Annotated in this window: 18 protein-coding genes and 1 riboswitch; of the genes, 4 read left to right on the top strand and 14 right to left on the bottom strand. The window is 64.8% G+C overall.

What is annotated here, in order from left to right:
* The first annotated feature begins 82 nt into the window (after positions 1-82).
* Positions 83-445: an ArsR/SmtB family transcription factor gene (locus QQM37_RS12240; RefSeq protein ID WP_285727881.1), complete on the top strand. Its 363-nt coding sequence runs from the start codon at positions 83-85 to the stop codon at positions 443-445.
* A complete protein-coding gene (locus QQM37_RS12235; RefSeq protein ID WP_285727879.1) occupies positions 442-1,473 on the top strand; it encodes a cation diffusion facilitator family transporter in 1,032 nt (343 codons plus the stop codon). Before QQM37_RS12240 ends, QQM37_RS12235 begins: the two co-directional genes overlap by 4 nt.
* A 93-nt stretch (positions 1,474-1,566) precedes the next feature.
* Here the strand turns inward: QQM37_RS12235 and QQM37_RS12230 are convergent, their stop codons facing one another.
* The 6 genes from QQM37_RS12230 to QQM37_RS12205 all read right to left on the bottom strand — a co-directional run bounded on the left by QQM37_RS12230 (position 1,567) and on the right by QQM37_RS12205 (position 5,804).
* Positions 1,567-1,932: a thioredoxin family protein gene (locus tag QQM37_RS12230; RefSeq protein ID WP_285727877.1), complete on the bottom strand. Its 366-nt coding sequence runs from the start codon at positions 1,930-1,932 to the stop codon at positions 1,567-1,569.
* Between the two features lie 134 nt (positions 1,933-2,066).
* Positions 2,067-2,777 (bottom strand): MgtC/SapB family protein, encoded by a 711-nt coding sequence (locus QQM37_RS12225; protein ID WP_285727875.1) that lies wholly within the window; start codon positions 2,775-2,777, stop codon positions 2,067-2,069.
* Between the two features lie 77 nt (positions 2,778-2,854).
* Positions 2,855-3,023: riboswitch (M-box (ykoK) riboswitch) on the bottom strand.
* Between the two features lie 124 nt (positions 3,024-3,147).
* The gene (locus QQM37_RS12220; protein ID WP_285727873.1) at positions 3,148-3,564 is read right to left on the bottom strand and encodes a VOC family protein; all 417 of its coding nucleotides are present in this window, start codon (positions 3,562-3,564) and stop codon (positions 3,148-3,150) included.
* Positions 3,561-4,019, bottom strand: coding sequence for a helix-turn-helix transcriptional regulator (locus tag QQM37_RS12215; protein ID WP_285727870.1), 459 nt, complete (start codon positions 4,017-4,019; stop codon positions 3,561-3,563). Before QQM37_RS12215 ends, QQM37_RS12220 begins: the two co-directional genes overlap by 4 nt.
* A 22-nt stretch (positions 4,020-4,041) precedes the next feature.
* Complete coding sequence (locus QQM37_RS12210) at positions 4,042-5,277, bottom strand: MFS transporter (RefSeq protein WP_420030165.1); 1,236 nt, start codon at positions 5,275-5,277, stop codon at positions 4,042-4,044.
* A 65-nt stretch (positions 5,278-5,342) separates the two neighbouring features.
* The gene (locus tag QQM37_RS12205; protein WP_285727868.1) at positions 5,343-5,804 is read right to left on the bottom strand and encodes a MarR family winged helix-turn-helix transcriptional regulator; all 462 of its coding nucleotides are present in this window, start codon (positions 5,802-5,804) and stop codon (positions 5,343-5,345) included.
* A gap of 157 nt (positions 5,805-5,961) precedes the next feature.
* Between QQM37_RS12205 and QQM37_RS12200 the strand changes: the two genes are divergently transcribed.
* Complete coding sequence (locus QQM37_RS12200; RefSeq protein WP_285727866.1) at positions 5,962-6,702, top strand: GntR family transcriptional regulator; 741 nt, start codon at positions 5,962-5,964, stop codon at positions 6,700-6,702.
* A 22-nt stretch (positions 6,703-6,724) separates the two neighbouring features.
* Positions 6,725-7,618, top strand: coding sequence for a 5-deoxy-glucuronate isomerase (iolB, locus tag QQM37_RS12195; RefSeq protein ID WP_285727865.1), 894 nt, complete (start codon positions 6,725-6,727; stop codon positions 7,616-7,618).
* A 68-nt stretch (positions 7,619-7,686) separates the two neighbouring features.
* Here iolB and QQM37_RS12190 read toward each other — a convergent pair whose 3' ends face one another.
* From QQM37_RS12190 to iolD, 8 genes are all read right to left on the bottom strand, one after another.
* Positions 7,687-8,709, bottom strand: a complete 1,023-nt coding sequence (locus QQM37_RS12190) for a Gfo/Idh/MocA family oxidoreductase (protein ID WP_285727864.1) — start codon at positions 8,707-8,709, stop codon at positions 7,687-7,689.
* Positions 8,706-9,632, bottom strand: a complete 927-nt coding sequence (locus tag QQM37_RS12185; RefSeq protein ID WP_285727862.1) for an ATP-binding cassette domain-containing protein — start codon at positions 9,630-9,632, stop codon at positions 8,706-8,708. Before QQM37_RS12185 ends, QQM37_RS12190 begins: the two co-directional genes overlap by 4 nt.
* A gap of 12 nt (positions 9,633-9,644) precedes the next feature.
* Entirely contained in the window at positions 9,645-10,691 is a 1,047-nt protein-coding gene (locus QQM37_RS12180; RefSeq protein ID WP_285727860.1) for an ABC transporter permease, read from the bottom strand.
* Positions 10,692-10,754: 63 nt separating this feature from the next.
* A complete protein-coding gene (locus tag QQM37_RS12175) occupies positions 10,755-11,747 on the bottom strand; it encodes a substrate-binding domain-containing protein (protein ID WP_285727858.1) in 993 nt (330 codons plus the stop codon).
* A gap of 245 nt (positions 11,748-11,992) precedes the next feature.
* The gene (locus QQM37_RS12170) at positions 11,993-13,006 is read right to left on the bottom strand and encodes a Gfo/Idh/MocA family protein (protein ID WP_285727856.1); all 1,014 of its coding nucleotides are present in this window, start codon (positions 13,004-13,006) and stop codon (positions 11,993-11,995) included.
* A gap of 42 nt (positions 13,007-13,048) precedes the next feature.
* Entirely contained in the window at positions 13,049-13,960 is a 912-nt protein-coding gene (locus QQM37_RS12165; RefSeq protein ID WP_285727854.1) for a sugar phosphate isomerase/epimerase family protein, read from the bottom strand.
* A gap of 10 nt (positions 13,961-13,970) precedes the next feature.
* Positions 13,971-15,467 (bottom strand): CoA-acylating methylmalonate-semialdehyde dehydrogenase, encoded by a 1,497-nt coding sequence (locus tag QQM37_RS12160; RefSeq protein ID WP_285727852.1) that lies wholly within the window; start codon positions 15,465-15,467, stop codon positions 13,971-13,973.
* Between the two features lie 52 nt (positions 15,468-15,519).
* Positions 15,520-17,463: a 3D-(3,5/4)-trihydroxycyclohexane-1,2-dione acylhydrolase (decyclizing) gene (iolD, locus tag QQM37_RS12155; protein WP_285727850.1), complete on the bottom strand. Its 1,944-nt coding sequence runs from the start codon at positions 17,461-17,463 to the stop codon at positions 15,520-15,522.

Genomic DNA, 17,463 nt, shown 5'->3' with positions numbered 1-17,463 from the left:
TGGGCTACAACCCCCCCCCTTGGTCCCCCCCCGGGGGCTTAACCCCACCACTCGGCGAAGGAAACTGTGACAGAATATGCGTATGAATGCAGATAGTAGAGCTTGCGGCCTGGGGGTCAACAGTCAGTACGTCGAGCTGGCGGTTGAAGTGTTCTCCATGCTGGCCGATGCCACGCGGGTGCGGATCATTCTGGCCCTGAGAGAGGGCGAACTCGCCGTCGGAACCCTGGCGGAGCTGGTCGGCAAAAGCCCTGCGGCAGTGTCCCAGCATCTGGCCAAAATGCGGCTGGCCCGCATGGTCGCCACTCGTCAGGAGGGCACCAAGGTGATGTACCGGCTGGAGAACGAGCATGCCCGCCAGCTGGTGGCCGATGCTATCTTCCAGGCCGAGCATGCCCTCGGTGGCACTCCCGCCCACCACCTCGCGGAACAGGACCAACGATGAGCGCGCACCACGACCACGACCACGACCACGACCACGACCACGACCACGACCACGACCACGACCACGACGGACATTCCCACAGCCATCACCATGGCGTCAAAGGCTGGCTCATCGAGCTCTTCGTCCCGCACACCCACGATGCCGCCGACTCCATCGACGACGCTATGGAGGCCAGCACCGAGGGCGTGCGCGCCCTGAAGATCAGCCTCTTCCTGCTGCTCGGCACCACGGTGCTGCAGTTCCTGGTGGTCCTGATGAGCGGCTCGGTCGCACTGCTGGCAGACACCATTCACAACTTTTCCGATGCGCTGACCGCGGTGCCCCTGTGGGTGGCGTTCATTCTGGGCCGACGGGCGGCCACCCGCCGCTACACCTACGGTTTCGGTCGAGCCGAGGATCTCGCGGGGCTCTTCATCGTCGCGGTCGTGGCGCTGTCCGCCATCGTCGCCGCCTGGCAGTCCATTGACCGCCTGGCGCACCCGCAGACCCTGACAAACCTCTGGTGGGTCGTCGCTGCCGGCTTGATCGGCTTTGCCGGGAATGAGGCGGTCGCGATCTACCGGATCCGGATCGGCCGCAAAATCGGCTCTGCCGCGCTGGTGGCCGATGGCGTTCACGCCCGAATGGACGGCTTCACCTCGCTCGCGGTGGTGCTGGGCGCCTTCGGTGTGATGGCCGGTCTGCCGCTGGCCGATCCGATCGTCGGCCTGCTGATTTCCGCCGCCATCCTGGTGCTGCTCTGGGGCACGGTTCGCAGCATCGGCCGCCGACTCATGGACGGCATCGAGCCTGAGCTGCTGGACCGGGCCGAGCGCGTGCTCGCCTCAACACCGGGCGTGCTGGGCATCCGGACGATCCAGCTGCGCTGGGTAGGGCACCGACTTCAGGGGGCAGCCACCGTGGAAGTGGCCGATGCCGCCCTCTCCAGCGTGGAGTCGATCCTCCACGAGAGCGAGCACCGGCTGGGCCACGCCCTGCCCAAGCTCGACAACGTGCTGCTCAGGCCAGTGACCTCAGAGGCCCACTAACGACGCCCCTTAACGACGTCGAGTGTCGAGATAACGCTGGAAACCCGCGGGAAAACAGCATGATCTCGACACTCGACGAGAGAAAGATACGCCCTATTTCGCCTGGCGCTCAGCGACCGCCGCGTGAACTTCCTTCATGTCCAGACCCTTGACCGCGGTGATGACTTCCTCAAGCTGCGAGGGGTTCAGCGCACCGGGCTGCGAGAACACCAGCACCTTTTCGCGGAACGCCATCAGGGTCGGGATCGAGGTGATGTTCGCTTCGGCGGCAAGCTGCTGCTGCGCCTCGGTGTCCACTTTGGCGAAGACCACATCCTCATGCTTGTCCGAGGCGGCACTGTAGGTGGGTGCGAAACGCTGGCACGGCTGGCACCAGCCGGCCCAGAAGTCCACCAGTACGATGTCGTTGTCCTCCACGGTGGGCCCAAAGGTCTCCGCGGTGATGTCAATGGTTGCCATGAGTTGAGTTACCTCTCTGCTTGCTCTCGGTGTGCTCGGCGCGCCCGTTCCCTCTGACCCTACGTCAGCCGAGGCGGCAGGGCGCGCTCTGCCCGGACATGCCAACATCGCCACGCTGCGGCTTATTCCGGGCGTCAGTCCAGCACAGCGGGCTCGGCAATGGTCCAACGCACAGAGGTGACGCGCGGTTCCAGGCTCAGACGACTGACGGCTGCCTCCAACTGGCGATCGTCGCGTTCATGAGCGGTCAGCTCCGCTGCGATCCGCACCTCACCCGGAGTGGCGGTGTCCGATGACTGCACGGAGCGCAGTCGGAATTCGGGCAGGGTGACCGCGTGCACAATCAGAGTCCGCAGGTGTGCCTCGGCCTCCTCGGCACAGCGGACCTCAAAGAGGTAGTCCACGGCCTGCGGTTCGCGCCCGCCCTCGGGGCCTTTGTCCATCATCCGCCCCAGCGGGCGCAACAGCATATTGGCCACCATGATCGCCACCGTTCCGGCCGCAGCGATCATGTACTCGCCCGCCCCGGCGAGGGCGCCCACTGCGGCCGTCGCCCAGAGGGTCGCCGCGGTGTTGAGGCCGGTGACCGTGGCACCCTGTTTCATGATCACACCAGCACCCAGGAAGCCGATGCCGGAGACGATCTGGGCTGCCACTCTTGTGGGGTCCGCGCCGGGCCCGGTGAAGGTGTAGCCGCCGAAGATGACAAAAAGTGCCGCACCGAGACTGACCAGCGCATTGGTCCGCAGGCCCGCGAGCCTGGCCCGCCACTGGCGTTCGAAGCCGACCAGCGCCCCAAATCCCAGGCCGGCAAGAATGCGTAGTGCAATATCGAAGAACTCCATGGCGTCCACCTCCAGGCGATAGATCAGGCAGGCAGCGAGGGGCGCGGACGCATGTCTGATGCGCCCAGAAAGTGGTGAAGTCACCCCCACGTAGAGCTTCGGCACTGCGCGACGTATCCGGCAGAGCGGAAGCCACCTGGGACCGCCCCTTAATCCGAGGCGGTCTGTCCTGATCTTGGGCGTCTCTCGACGTCGTCAGATCAGTGGCCTGTGTTCGCGCAGGAGCCTCGCCTAACGAGGTGCTGCCACCACAGACTGACAGGCCATCCGCAGCCCGTCAATCGGCATCCCGGCCGCGCACGCAAAGTTCCCCGAGCGTTCATCAGATGGTCGCCCGGGGAACTTTGGTCAGACGGTCTGGCCAGACGGTTCAGCCGTCGGTGCGGACCACCTCGGAAATGCGGACCTGGTTGCCGGAGGGGTCACGGAAGGCGCAGTCGCGCGGGCCCCAGGGCTGGCTCATCGGCTCCTGAAGCACCTCCGCTCCCCAGGCCCTGGCCCGCTCGAAGGCTCCGTCCAGATCGTCGGTGCTGAACACGATGTTCGGCAGCACACCCTTGGTGAGCAGTTCCTGCATGGCGTCGCCATCGGCCTGCGAGCGGCCGGCGTGCGGCACCGACAGGACGATGCTCAGCCCGGGCTGAGCGGCGGGTCCCAGGGCGAGCCAGCGGAACTCACCGTTGGAGACGTCACTGCGGACGTCGAGTCCGATCGCGTCGCGGTAGAAGCCCAGGGCCTCATCGACATCATTGACGGTCAGATTGGTGAACTGGAGTGAAATAGTCATGACTTCATCCTAGGAATCCGGGCGCCGCGGGGCTTCTCCAATCCTGCTCGGTTTCGGGCAGCCCTGACCGGGCGGGTCAGGATCATCGCGGTGCACTCCGGCATGGCTTCCACCGCTGAGTGCTCGCGGGCACGATAGGAGCTTGGCGTCTCCCCCGTCAGCTCGGTGAACCGGCTGCTGAAGGAGCCCAACGAGGTACACCCCACGGTCATGCACGCGTCGGTGACGCTCATCCCGCAGCGCAGCAACGCCATCGCCCGTTCAATCCGCCGGGTCATCAGATAGCTGTAGGGACTTTCCCCATAGGCCGCGCGGAACTGACGGGAAAAATGCGCCGTGGACATCAGCGCGCGGCTGGCCAGCCCGGGAACATCCAGCGGCTGAGCGTACTCCCGGTCCATATAGTCCTTAGCACGGCGCAGCTGGACCAGCACCGCAAGCTCCTGAGGGGTCATGGCGTCAGCCTATCGCTGGAGATCAGACCCCGTGCGGCTCGTGAGCGCGCAAGTACTTCCGGCCGATCAACACCACAGCGATGCTGATCATCAGGGACACAGCCGCGACGAAGAACGGCACCTGCTCGCCGAAGTGCTCACCCAGCTGTGCGGCAAAGTACGGAGCCAGAGCGCCGCCCATCCACCGGACAAAGTTGTACCCGGCGCTGGCGACCGGCCGTGGCGAGTCGGAGACGCCCATCGCGAGTTCCGTGTACAGGGTGTTATTGATCCCCAGGAAGCCACCCGAGATGACCACCATGGTCACGACCAGCGGAACCGAGTGACCTGCCGCGAGGCCGATGACGAGCAGCACCACGCCCAGGCCCAGCAACGAGGCGATCAGCACCGGGGTGGTGCCGAAGCGGCGCTGGAGCACCGGGGCAACGAAGACGGAAGTGATGGCCAGGAAAACGCCCCAGCCGAAGAACACCGTGCCGATGCCGTAGGCGTCCATCCCCAGGATGAAGGGGGTGAAGGCCAGAATGGTGAAGAATCCGAAGTTATAGAAGAGCGCGCTGCCTGCGGTGTACCGCAGACCCTTGTGCCCGAGGGCAAGCAGCGGATCGCGCAACCGGGTCTTGACCGCGGCGGGCTTCATCTTTGGCAGCAGGGCCAGGCAGGCAATGAAGGCCAAGGCCATGGCCACGGCGGTGCCGAAGAACGGTGCGCGCCACTGCCAGCCACCCAACAGGGCTCCGAGTAGCGGGCCGAGCGAAATGCCCAGACCCAGGGCCGCTTCATAGAGGATGATGGCGGTCGCGGTGCCGCCTGAGGCGACCCCCACGATCACGGCGAGCGCGGTGGCCACGAAGAGCGCGTTGCCCAGCCCCCAGCCGGCACGGAAGCCCACCAGCTGGCTCACGGTGTTTGAGGTGCCCGCCAGCGAAGCGAAGATCACGATCAGGCCGAGTCCGATCAGCAGGGTTTTCTTCCCTCCGATGCGCGAGGAGACCCAGCCGGTGATGAGCATGGCCACGGCGGTGACCAGAAAGTAGCTGGTGAACAGCAGTGAGACCTCAGAAGGACTGGCCTGAAGGTTCTTGGCAATGGCCGGAAGAATGGGATCCACCAGCCCGATGCCCATGAAGGCGAAGACTGCGGCGATGGCGGTAGCCCAGACCGCCATCGGCTGGCGGAGCATGGAGGTTTTCTCCTCTGCCAGCACCTCCTCGATCTCCTCGACCGCGTCTGGATGACCCGTTTGATGTGCGTTCACGTTGCCGCTTTCCTGCCTGTCTGTTCTGTCGTTCTGTTGCTGCTGTTGTTGCTGAATCCGGCCGGTCATCGGCCAGCCGGTGCCTGAATCGAGCCGAAGATCTCGTTGAGGCGGTTCATCACGGGGATGGCCTCCCGCAGGGTGTTCTGTTCGTCGGGAGTGAGCTGGCTCAGTGCCCGGGCGATGACCTGGCTGCGTTGGTGGTTGACGGCCTGGGCGGTCGCCCGCCCCTGCTCGGTGAGCCGGACGACGACGACGCGCGAGTCGGAGGGGTCGGCGCACCGCTCCACCAACCCGGCCTGCGCGAGCCGGGTGATCGATTCCGTGGCGCTGGGCATCCGGACCCCGAGGTTGGCCGCGATCGCACTGACTCGCAGTCCGTCATCGGCCAGCATATTGAGCAGGCTCAGTTGCGCTGCCGAGAGCTTTCCGTCGGCGTCCATCCGCCGGGTGAAATAGACGGCCTGACGTAGCGCGGAGCGAAATTCCCCGGCCAGATTCAGATCTTCGATGCTCAACATGTTCATAGTTAGCCATCCTAACAGTTAGGCGACCTAACTACAACTGGAATCGCGTCATGATCGCCTTCACTCAGCATCATCCGAGTGCGCCAGCACAGGGTAAAGGTAATATGTCCTCTCAAGAGAACATATGCACAGACCCCTGTCGAAAGGACCAATGGCCATGGCACCACGACTTGACCTGAGCATCGACCGCGCCTCCCCGGTCCCCCTGTACCATCAGGTAGTCCAGGGCATCGAGGCCGCCATCCGCACGGGCGAGCTGGCGCCGGGCAGCCGCCTGGACAATGAAATCGATCTGGCCGCCCAACTCAACCTCTCCCGCCCCACCATGCGCAAGGCCATGGATGAACTGGTCCGCTCAGGACTGCTGGTGCGCAAGCGCGGTGTGGGCACCCAGGTGGTCTCCGGCCAGGTGCGCCGGCCTCTGGAACTCTCCAGTCTGTACGACGACCTGAGCAACAGCGGGCAGAAACCGAGCACAGAGGTGCTGAGCTTCGGCCATCAGGAGGCAGAGCCTCGTACTCTGGAAGCACTTCATCTGCCCGCAGGCTCCTCCGTGTATCACTTCACCCGGCTACGCAAGGTCGGCGGAACCCCGCTGGCCCTGATGGAGAACTGGGTACGGGATGACATCGTCGAAATCGATGAAGCATCTCTCTCCAGCGAAGGCCTCTACGCGATCCTCCGCCGAGGCGGCGTGAACTTCCGCCTCGCCAATCAACGCGTGGGTGCAATGCTCGCCGACGACTATCAGGCCGGGCTGCTCCGCACCGAGGCCGGAGCCGCCCTGGTCACCATGGAGCGCACAGCAGTGGACGACGCCGGGCGCACCGTGGAAACCGGGCACCATGTGTACCGCGCGGATTCTTACAGCTTTGACATGACACTCGTACAGCGCTGAGCCGCTGGGATAAGGACACCTCATGGCCACCTGGGTCTACCCACTGGGAACTGCCGCCGATGGCGGGTGGGACGTCTCGCTGGGGGCCTCCGACTCCAGCCTGAACGTGGAGGGCTGGGCACACACCGGCCTGAAGGTCGCCACCCTCGCCACGGGGGGCGGCATCGAGCTTCCTGCTGCGGGCGAGGAGCGCATTGTGGTGCCGCTCAAAGGTTCCTTTACCGTGACGGTCGATGACGCCGAGTACCGGCTCGCGGGGCGTGCCTCGGTCTTCCACGGGCCCAGCGATGTGCTGTATTCCGGCGTCGGGAAGGCCCTACGGATCAGCTCAGCGGAGGGCGGACGGGTGGCAGTGGCCACGGCTCCCGCGCAGCTCGACCACCCCACCCGGGTGATCGCCGCAGCGGATATCCCGGTGGAACTGCGCGGCGCGGGCAACTGCTCCCGCCAGGTGCACAACTTCGGCACCCCGGCCGCGCTGGAAGCGGACCGCTTCATCGTCTGTGAGGTCATCACGCCGGCGGGCAACTGGTCCTCCTATCCCCCGCATAAGCACGATGAGGAGAAGGACGGCGAGACTGCGCTGGAGGAGATCTACTATTTCGAGACGCGGGTGTCCCCGGAAGCGGGAGCGCCTGCCGATGCTGATGCGATCGGCTATCAGCGGGTCTACGCCTCCGACGAGCGAGCGATCGATGTCTCCGCGGAAGTGCGCACGGGGGATGTGGTACTGGTCCCCTACGGTTGGCATGGACCGGCGATGGCGGCCCCCGGCTACGACCTGTACTACCTCAATGTGATGGCCGGCCCCGGGCTGGTCCGGGAATGGCTGATCAGCGACGATCCACACCACGGCTGGGTGCGGCAGAGCTGGGCTGAGCAGCAGATCGATCCCCGGCTGCCCTTCACGCGCTGATCCCAACGCCCGCTGATCCCAACAGCCGGCACGCCAGGCAGAGGCACGACGGGGCGGCGCCTGGCTGGTTAGCGCTGAACCTGGACCGGGGCTCCGGTGATCAGTGATTCCTGGGCGGCATCGGCCACCCGGGAGGCGGCGACGGCATCCTCCGGGGTACAGGGATTCTCCCGTTCCCCCAGGACCAGCTCCACGAAGGCCGCCATCTCAGCACGGTAGGCCTTCTCGAATCGGTCGGCGAAGGTCTGGTGAGGCTCTCCCGAGGGAAAGCTCACCCCTTCCTCCGCCGAACGCAGCGCCGTCGACTCATCCAGCCCCACCAGCAGGGATTCCCGCGAACCCTGGATTTCGAGCCGGACATCGTGCCCAGCCCCGTTGTACCGCGTGGCCGATACGGTACCGAGCGTGCCGTCATCGAAGGTCACCAGGGCCAGGGCGGTGTCCACATCGCCCACCTCGCCGATCGCCGGGTCCCCGTTATTGGAGCCCCTGGCGTAGACCTCCACAATCTCGCGTCCGGTCAGCCAGCGCAGGATGTCGAAGTCGTGCACCGAGCAGTCCCGGAACAGGCCTCCGGAGGTTGCCAGGAACTCGACCGGCGGCGGAGCCATATCGCAGGTCACGGCTCGCAGCGAGTGGATCCAGCCGAGTTCTCCCGCCTGGTAGGCACGCCTGGCCTCTAGGTAACCGGCGTCGAAACGGCGCTGGTGGCCAATCTGCACCACGCCGTGTTTCGTGCGGATATGCTCCAGCACCGGCAACGAGTCCGGCACGCTCAGGGCAACCGGCTTCTCACAGAACACCGGAATGCCGGCATCCACTCCGGCACGGATCAGCTCCGGATGCGTGGCCGTTCCGGTCGCCACGACCAGGCCGTCCACCCCGGAGGCAAGCAGAGCTTCCACCGACGGCAGGAATTCGGCGCCGAGTCCAGTCGCAACCGAGCGGGCATGCTCCTCGGCAACATCCGTCAGCTTCAGCTCAATCCCGAGGCCACGGCCCGCCAGCTCAGCGCTGAGTGCACTGATATTCCGGGCATGCATGATGCCGATCCGCCCGACTCCCACCAGGCCCAGAGTCACCTTCTTCATTGAGGCTCCTCGCTGCTGCCATCGGAGGCGACGTCCACCGCTATGACCTCGCTCTGGACCTCTTCCATCACCTCGCGGTGGCTGCCCAGCTGCTCCAGCTCATGGGCGAGCTCGGCAAGCTCCGCGCCACCGGCCATCTGAGCGGTCAACTCATCCAGGGTGATGTCCTTTTTGTCGTAGTAGCCGATCGATTTGCCGCGTTTGAGCAGCAGGAAGCGATCCCCCACCGGGAAGGCGTGATGCGGGTTGTGGGTGATGAAGATGACGCCCAGTCCCCGGTCACGGGCCTGCAGAATGTAGCGGAGCACGACGCCGGACTGCTTGACCCCCAGCGCGGCCGTCGGTTCGTCCAGAATCAGCACCTTCGCCCCGAAGTACACCGCACGAGCGATCGCGACGCACTGGCGCTCGCCACCGGAAAGCTGGCCGATGGGCTGTTCCACATCCCGCAGATCGATGCCCATCTGAGCCAGTTCGCGGAGCGTGACGTCCTTCATCTTCTGGACATCCATGCTCCTGAACGGCCCCCAGCCAGTGGTCAGCTCCGAGCCGAGGAAGAAGTTACGCCAGATCGGCATGAGCGGCACCACCGCCAGATCCTGGTACACGGTGGCGATGCCGGCATCCAGCGCATCCCGGGGCGAGGCGAACTTCCGCGCATCCCCCATCACCGTCAGCACACCTTCATCGTGCTGATGCAGGCCCGCGATGATCTTGATCAGGGTGGACTTTCCGGCTCCGTTGTCACCCAGAACGCAGGTGACCCGCCCGTTGTCCACGGCCATGGTGACATCGCGGAGGGCGATGATGTTTCCGTAGTGCTTGCCAACGCCATCGAGGGCCAGCAGATGCACTGGCGTATGGGTCAGCGGATCCGCTTCATCTTTGAGCAGCGTCTGTTGGTCAATCTGGTGAGCATTCATGTCCGCTGTCCCCTACTTGAGCTCTGCACGGCGTTTGACGATGAGGTTGACGATGGTGGCCAGCAGCAACATCAGGCCCAGGAAGAACTTGAACCAGTCCGGGTTCCACTGCGCGTAGACGATGCCCTTATTGGCCATACCGAAAATGAAGGCGCCGATCGCCCCGCCAATGGCCGAACCATACCCACCGGTGAGCAGGCAGCCACCGATGACTGCGGCGATGATGTACAGGAACTCGTTGCCCACCCCCTCACCGGATTGCACCGAGTCGAAGGCGAACAGGTTGTGCATGCCTAAAATCCAGCCGCAGAACCCCACGGCCATAAACAGGCCGATCTTCGTCTTCGTCACCGGAACGCCCACGGCACGGGCAGCATTTGCATCCCCGCCGACGGCGAAGATCCAGTTACCGATCTTGGTGCGCAGCAGAATCCAGGAGGCCACGGCTACCAGGGCAATCCAGAAGAACACGGTGATTTTGACGTCCACGCCACCGATGTTCACCGAGGAGGCAAACACCGCGTGGGCCGAATCGAAGCCCTCCAGCTTGGCGATAGACGGCGACGCCACACTGCCGCCGATGGCGCGAGTCAGCGCCAGGTTCAGACCGGTGAGCATCAGGAAGGTGGCCAGGGTGACGATGAAGCTGGGCAGCTTGGTCTTGACCAGAATCCAGCCGTTGATGAACCCGATACCCACCGAGACCACGAGTGCGAGGGCCACACCGACCCAGGCGTTGAGCGAGAAATTCCAGCTGAAGAGCGATGCCGTCAGCGCCGAGGAAATGACCGCGACACCGGTGGAGAGATCAAACTCGCCCCCGATCATCAACAGCGATACCCCTACCGCCATAATGCCGATGGTCGAAGAACCGTAGAGAACAGTGGCAAAGGCACTGGGCTGAAGGAAGGTGCTGGAGACGAGGGAAAAAAGAATGAAAAGGACCACCGCGCCCACCAGGGCGCCGACTTCGGGACGGCCCAGAAGCTTCTGAAAAGGACTTCGGCGGCCGATGCGTTCATCCGCGGCAGCTGCCCGCGGCACAGTTGTTGTTGTCATCTGAAGAACTCCTTGTCGAACGGGCCGCACGACGGGCTCCCACCGCGCGACCCGGGTCAGGGTCTAGCGGATGCCCTGCTGGGCGAATTTGAGGATGTCAGCGGCATTGCTCTTGTCGACAATCGCGGGACCGGTCAGGACGGGCAATCCGCCGCCGATCTTGAAGCCACCCATCTTGTTCTGCCACAGTGCATCCACCGCCATGTACCCCTGAAGCCAGGGCTGCTGATCGACCGTGAAGAGAATCTTGCCGTCAATGATGTCCTGAGCGAGCTCCGCGTTCAGGTCGAAGCTGGCAACTTTGGCCTTGCTGGAGGAATCCGCCACCGACTTCAGCAGTGTGACGGTGAAGGGTGCTCCGAGGCCGATGACGGCATCAGCGTCCGGCGTGGACTGGAGCTTAGCCGTGGCCGTCGACTGCACCGCGGTCATGTCCTGACCGTTGACGTAGAGGATCTCCGTGCCGGGGACCTTGTCTTTGACGCCCGCGCAGCGACTTTCCAGACCGACGTTGCCCTGCTCGTGAATGACACAGATGGGATGCTTGTAGCCACCCTGTGCCAGCTTGGTTCCCACAGCCTGCCCGGCGACTTTTTCATCGGATCCGAAATACGTGAACGCCCCCAGTGCGCTCGCGGCATCGGAGCCTGCGTTCAAAGCCACCGTCGGGATTCCCGCTGCGGTCGCCTTGGAGAGCACGTCTTTCATGGCATCCGGCTTGGCCAGGGTCACGGCAATGCCGTCCACCTTCTGATCAACGGCCTGCTGAACCAGCTGTGCCTGGCGGCCGGCATCGGGATCGTTGGTGTAGAGCAGCTGAACATTGTCCTTCTTGGCGGCGGCCTCTGCTCCCTTGCGGACGATGTCCCAGAAGGTATCCCCGGCTGCCGCGTGGGTCACCAGTGCAACCTTGATCTGCGGCGTCGAGGCCGCCTGTCCACCACCCGCATTCGCAGTGTCGGCCGGTTTACCGCCCTGGGCGGAACAGGCGCTCAGGGCCACCAACGGAACGACGGCCGCGACCAGAGCGGCCCTCCGCCACGAAAAATTCACCACAATTAATCTCCTTTGATCGGGTCGGAGGCCCTGCCACTTTACAGGGGCTCAACGCCACTCCTCCGAGTGTGGTGAACCAGATCACATCTGTCAATACTTTGTCATGACAATAGGACTTTTAAGGTGGAATCGTTATCAAGGACGGTGAGCCACTACTGACCGACCGGTAAAACGGACGCAGCTCAGCACTGCGGCAGGCATTTCCCACCACCGTGCTGAGCTGCTGTGCGACTTTTTCCGCCCGTTCAGCGATACAACTCCGGCTTCTCCCGGAGCAGCACAGCCTCCCTGAGACCTGACTTCTGGGCTTCCACACCGGCTTCGCAGCATGCCGCAGTGGCGTAACCGTCCCAGGCCGAAGGGCCACCCAGCTCCCCGCGCAGGGCCGCATCAACCCAGGCCTGGACCTCGACGTCATACGCAGCCCTGAACCTGGCCTCGAACCCCGGTGCCACCTCCCCGCCCCAGCGGCCAGCCGCCTTCACGAACGGTCCGGCATCGGCACCGATACTGACGATGCCGTCCTCAAAGGTGGCCTGGGTGGAGACCTCATAGCCGAAGTTCGCGTTGACGTAGATTTCAACATCGGCCAGCACCCCGGATGCCGTCTCGATCAGCACCTGCTGGGGGTCGTGCTGGCCATTGCTCGCACGGTGGGTGGCCTTGCCCAGGCGAACCTGCACGGAGGTGATCTCCTCACCCGTGAAGAAGCGAATCGCATCGAACTCGTGGACCACCGAGTCGTGGATGAGCATCTCATTGGTGAAGCCCGGTGGCGTGGTCGGATTGCGGTGCTGATGGTGCAGCATGAGCAGGTCCCCCAGCTCGCCACGGCGGATCATGGAACCCAGCGCCGCGTACTCCGCATCGAAGCGGCGCATGAAGCCCACCTGAATGAGCCTGCGCCCGGTGGCTACCTCCGCCTCGACGACGCGCCAGGCGCTCTCGGCATCCGGCGTCAGCGGCTTCTCGCACAGAATCGGGAACCCCTTGGCCAGTGCCAGGTACAGGATGTCCTCATGCAAAAATCCGGGTGTGGCGATCAGCACGGCGTTGACGTCGCCGTTATTGAGGGCTTCTTCAGCGCTGTCCAGTGCCACCGCACCCGCTATTCCCTCGATAGCGGCCCGCGCACGGGCCAGGTCGACGTCGACCACGGCCGCCACCTCGGCGCCGTGGGTGCGGGTGCTGAGCCGCTTGATATGATCGGCGCCCATGCGGCCAGCGCCGATGACGGCCACGCGGAGAATGTCAGTCAATGTTGTTCTTCCTTAGTTCTGGGCTGTTAGCGTTGTGGGCTGTTAGCCGACGGTGGTGCGGGATCCGCAGGAGAGCAGGTAGTTGCGGGTGCGCTTGGCGATGGGCATCGGCACGTCGAAGGCCACCGGGTACATATCCTGCTCGACAATGCCGAAGATCGGGCGATTGAGCCCCTCGACAGCCTCGATGACGGCCCGCAGGTCCGGCAGGCCACCCGGGGGCTCGGTCATGACCCCGGCCAGGTTGGCGGCGGCCCAGGTCATGTTCCGCTCGTTGACCGTGGCCAGAATCTCCGGGTTGATCTGCTTCAGGTGCAGGTAGCCGATGCGCTCCGGGTACTTGCTGATCAGCTCCAGGCTGGACGCCCCGCAGTACTCCGCGTGCCCGGTGTCCAGGCAGAGGTTCAGGTACTGAGGGTCGGTCTCCGCCAGAAGATGCTCGATGTCGGCCTGCGCACCGACATGAGAATCGGCGTGCGAGTGGAACTGCTGTTTCAGTCCATAATCCTCCAGCAGAACCTTGCCCATCCGGTTGTGGCCAGCGAACAGGTCGGACCACTGTTGAGCCGACAACTCGCCGCTCTCCACCGCCTCGCCCGTGACGTCATCGCGCCACATGGCGGGGATCACCACGATGTTCTCCCCACCCATGGCTGCGGTCAGCTCAGCCACCCTGCGTGCTGGCTCCCAGGCTTCCTCATACTGCGCCGCACCGCGATGGAAGGCCGTGAAGACCGTCCCTGCGCTGACTTTGAGATCCCGGGCTGCGAGTTCCCTGGCCAGACGCACGGGGTCGGTGGGCAGATAACCATAAGGGCCCAGCTCGATCCACCGGTAGCCGGACTCGGCCACTTCGTCCAGAAACCGCTCCCAGGGGGTCTGCAGCGGGTCATCCGCGAACCAGACTCCCCAGGAGTCCGGGGCTGTGCCGATGATGAGTTTGTTCTCTGTCATTCCGGGCACCTTAGTTGGACGGGAAGTTGTAGGAGGCGCCGGAGGCGTGGGTGGGTTCCGGCCAGCGACTCGTGACCACCTTTCCGCGGGTGTAGAAAGAGACGCCTTCGGGTCCGTAGATGTGCTTGTCACCGAAGAGCGACGCTTTCCAGCCGCCGAAGGAATGGTAAGCCACCGGCACCGGCAGTGGCACGTTGATGCCGATCATGCCGACGGTCACGGAGCGCTGGAACTTGCGCGCGTTCGCGCCGGAGGAGGTGAAGATCGCGGTGCCGTTGCCGTAGGGGTTGGAATTGATCAACCGAATGCCGGCATCCAGGTCCTCCACCCGGACCACGACCAGGACCGGCCCGAAGATTTCCTCGGTATAGGCGGTCATTTCCGTCCTGACGTGGTCGATGACGGTGGGGCCTACCCAGAAGCCCTCTTCATGGCCGGGGACCACGAGCTCGCGACCGTCCACCACCATCGCGGCACCGGCAGCCTCCGCCTCGGTGACGATCCGCACGATGCGTTCCTTCGAGGCCGGGGTGATGACCGGGCCCATTTCGGCATCGGGCTCGGTACCGTTGGTGACCTTCACGGCCCGGGCGCGCTCCTCGACCTTCCCGACCAGCTGATCAGCGGCCTCGCCCACCGCCACGGCGACCGAGATCGCCATGCAGCGTTCTCCGGCGGACCCGAAGGCTGCCGCTGCGAGGTGATCGGCAGCATTGTCCAGATCGGCATCGGGCATCACGATGGCGTGGTTCTTAGCCCCGCCCAGAGCCTGGACCCGTTTGCCGTGCGCCGTGGCGGTTTCGTGGACATACTTCGCGATCGGGGTGGACCCGACGAAGGAGATGCCGTCCACGTCCGGGTGTGTCAGCAGCGCGTCCACGGTCTCCTTGTCGCCGTGCAGGACCTGGAACACGCCATCGGGCAGGCCGGCCTGCTTCCACAGCTTCGCCAGCAGCAGGGGGGCGGAAGGGTCTCGCTCGGAGGGCTTGAGGATGAAGGCATTGCCCGTCGCGATCGCCATCGGCGCCATCCACAGGGGCACCATGACCGGGAAGTTGAACGGCGTGATACCCGCGACAACGCCCAGCGGCTCGCGGAAGGAGAAGACGTCGATGCCGGTGGACACCTGGTCTGAGTAGTCACCCTTGAGCAGCTGCGGGATACCGCAGGCGAACTCCACGACCTCCAGACCGCGGCCGATCTCGCCCTTGGCATCGGAGAGGACCTTGCCGTGCTCGGCAGTGATCAGCGCAGCGAGTTCGTCCATATGGGAGGCGACGAGCTCGCGAAACGCGAAGAGCACCGCAGTGCGTTTGGCCAGCGAGAAGTCGCCCCAGGAGTCGGCGGCCGTACGCGCGGCTGCGACCGTTGCCTCGAGATCTACCCGGTTAGCCAGCCGCAGTTCCCCGGTCACCGCCCCGGTAGCCGGATTGTAGACGGCCTGGCTGCGATCGCCGGAACCAGCGGTCTCCACGCCATTGATGAAGTGCTTGATGATGTTCGTCATGGGTCTTCCTGGGTAGGTTCTGCCGAGTGCCTGGTCTAGCCGGGTGCCTGTTTCAGCCGAGCAGGGGCCGTTGCTGCGCTTTGTGCTCGGTGTAGTTCTGGTACGCCCGTTGGGTTGATTCGAGTTCGGAGACCTGGGAGACCGGAACGTCCCACCAGGATTCGGAGTCCGGCGCGTCGAGCAGCGGATCGGATTCGACGTGGATGACGATCGGCCCGCTGCCCTCCGGTGCCGCCTTGGCCTCGCGGATGGCATGCTCCAGATCGGCAATGACGTCCTCCCCCGGAGCGATCCGGAGGACGCGTGCGCCCAGGCTTTCGGCGTTGGTGGCGAGGTCGATCGGGAGCTTCTCTCCGGCATCGAAGCTGTGCTGGGCCGCGTCCAGCTTCCGGTATTGCGTGCCGAAGCGTTGCGAGCCCAGTGACTCGGAGAGCGAGCCGATCGAGGCATAGCCGTGGTTCTGGATCAGCACCACAATGAGTTTGAGACCCTCGGCCACGGCCGTGACCAGCTCGGTGTGCATCATCAGGTAGGAGCCGTCACCGACCATCACGACGACATCGCGCCCCGTGCCACCAGCAGCAGCCTCGGCCACGGTGGCCCGTTTGATGCCCAGCCCGCCTGGAATCTCGTATCCCATGCAGGAGTAGGCGTACTCGACGTGATAGCCGAAGGGATCCACCACACGCCACATCTTGTGCAGATCCCCGGGCAGTGAGCCGGCCGCGCAGACCACCACATCGGCATCGTCCATGGCCCGGCGGGTGGCACCGATGATCTCGTTCTGGCTGGGCAGCGGGGTGTGGCGGATGTCGAAGGCCTGATCCACGATGCCGTCCCAGCGCTTCTTCTGCGCGGTCACCTCCTGCTCCAGGTCGGCTCCTACGCGGTAGCCGCCCAGTGCCTCATTCAGCTTGACCAGGGCCTTGCGGGCGTCCGCGACCACCGGCAGCGAGGTCCCGTGTTTGTAGGCGTCGAGCGGGGTGACATTGATGTTCAGGAATCGCACCTCAGGGTTCTGGAAGGCGGTCCGCGAGGCGGTGGTGAAGTCCTCATAGCGGGTGCCGATGCCGATCACCAGATCCGCCTGGGCAGCGAGCGCATTGGCGGCCGTGGTGCCGGTGGAACCCACTGCACCCACGGAGAGCGGGTGGTTCCAGGGCAGCACGCCGACGCCCGCCTGAGTGTTGGCCACCGGGGTGCCGGTCAGCTCCGCGAAGCGGGCCAGTTCATCCTGCGCACAGGCGTAGAGGACCCCTCCACCGGCGATGACGAGCGGCCGCCGGGCTGCCCGGATCGCCTCCACCGCGAGTCGGAGGTCCTCCTCCTCGATCTCCGGCCTGCGGATTCGCCACTCCCGCTCCGCCAGGAACTCCGCGGGGACCATCAGTGCCTCCGCCTGAACGTCCTGCGGAAGCGCGATGGTGACCGCTCCGGTTTCCGCCGGATCGGTCAGCACCCGCAGGCCGTTCTGGAGCGCGGAAAACAGCTGTTCCGGCCGCGAAACCCGGTCAAAGTACTTCGAGACCGGGCGGAACGCGTCATTGACTGTGACGTCATAGGCGTAGGGCTGCTCGATCTGCTGGAGCACCGGGTCTGCCACCCGGGTGGCGAAGGTGTCGCTGGGCAGCAGCAGCACCGGCAGCCGGTTGGCCGTGGCCAGCGCAGCACCGGTGAGCATATTCGTGGAGCCGGGGCCGATCGAGGTGCTCACGGCGAAGGTCTGGCGGCGGCGGGTGTGCCGGGCATAGCCGACCGCCTGATGAACCTGGGCCTGCTCATTGCGACCCTGGTAGTAGGGCATCAGCGCCGGGTCAGCCGCCTGGTACTGCTTGAGGGCCTGCCCGACTCCGGCAACATTGCCGTGACCGAAGATGCCGAACATACCCGGGATCAGCCGTTCGCGATACGCGACGCCGCCAATGACATCCACCGTGTACTGGCGGGAGAGATACTCGACCAGGGCCTGAGCCACGGTCAGGGTGCGTGGTGACAT

Source organism: Psychromicrobium xiongbiense, from assembly GCF_030271165.1.
GTDB lineage: Bacteria > Actinomycetota > Actinomycetes > Actinomycetales > Micrococcaceae > Renibacterium > Renibacterium xiongbiense.
Note: the sequence above shows the minus strand (reverse complement) of the source record. Positions and strands in the feature narration are given on the sequence as shown.

Excerpts from the sequence above, each read along its gene's own strand:
- QQM37_RS12240 (WP_285727881.1), top strand. The coding sequence starts at position 83 with ATGAATGCAGATAGTAGAGCTTGCGGCCTGGGGGTCAACAGTCAGTAC.
- QQM37_RS12235 (WP_285727879.1), top strand. The coding sequence starts at position 442 with ATGAGCGCGCACCACGACCACGACCACGACCACGACCACGACCACGAC.
- QQM37_RS12230 (WP_285727877.1), bottom strand. The coding sequence starts at position 1,932 with ATGGCAACCATTGACATCACCGCGGAGACCTTTGGGCCCACCGTGGAG.
- QQM37_RS12225 (WP_285727875.1), bottom strand. The coding sequence starts at position 2,777 with ATGGAGTTCTTCGATATTGCACTACGCATTCTTGCCGGCCTGGGATTT.
- QQM37_RS12220 (WP_285727873.1), bottom strand. The coding sequence starts at position 3,564 with ATGACTATTTCACTCCAGTTCACCAATCTGACCGTCAATGATGTCGAT.
- QQM37_RS12215 (WP_285727870.1), bottom strand. The coding sequence starts at position 4,019 with ATGACCCCTCAGGAGCTTGCGGTGCTGGTCCAGCTGCGCCGTGCTAAG.
- QQM37_RS12205 (WP_285727868.1), bottom strand. The coding sequence starts at position 5,804 with ATGAACATGTTGAGCATCGAAGATCTGAATCTGGCCGGGGAATTTCGC.
- QQM37_RS12200 (WP_285727866.1), top strand. The coding sequence starts at position 5,962 with ATGGCACCACGACTTGACCTGAGCATCGACCGCGCCTCCCCGGTCCCC.
- iolB (WP_285727865.1), top strand. The coding sequence starts at position 6,725 with ATGGCCACCTGGGTCTACCCACTGGGAACTGCCGCCGATGGCGGGTGG.
- QQM37_RS12190 (WP_285727864.1), bottom strand. The coding sequence starts at position 8,709 with ATGAAGAAGGTGACTCTGGGCCTGGTGGGAGTCGGGCGGATCGGCATC.
- QQM37_RS12185 (WP_285727862.1), bottom strand. The coding sequence starts at position 9,632 with ATGAATGCTCACCAGATTGACCAACAGACGCTGCTCAAAGATGAAGCG.
- QQM37_RS12180 (WP_285727860.1), bottom strand. The coding sequence starts at position 10,691 with ATGACAACAACAACTGTGCCGCGGGCAGCTGCCGCGGATGAACGCATC.
- QQM37_RS12165 (WP_285727854.1), bottom strand. The coding sequence starts at position 13,960 with ATGACAGAGAACAAACTCATCATCGGCACAGCCCCGGACTCCTGGGGA.
- QQM37_RS12160 (WP_285727852.1), bottom strand. The coding sequence starts at position 15,467 with ATGACGAACATCATCAAGCACTTCATCAATGGCGTGGAGACCGCTGGT.
- iolD (WP_285727850.1), bottom strand. The coding sequence starts at position 17,463 with ATGTCACCACGCACCCTGACCGTGGCTCAGGCCCTGGTCGAGTATCTC.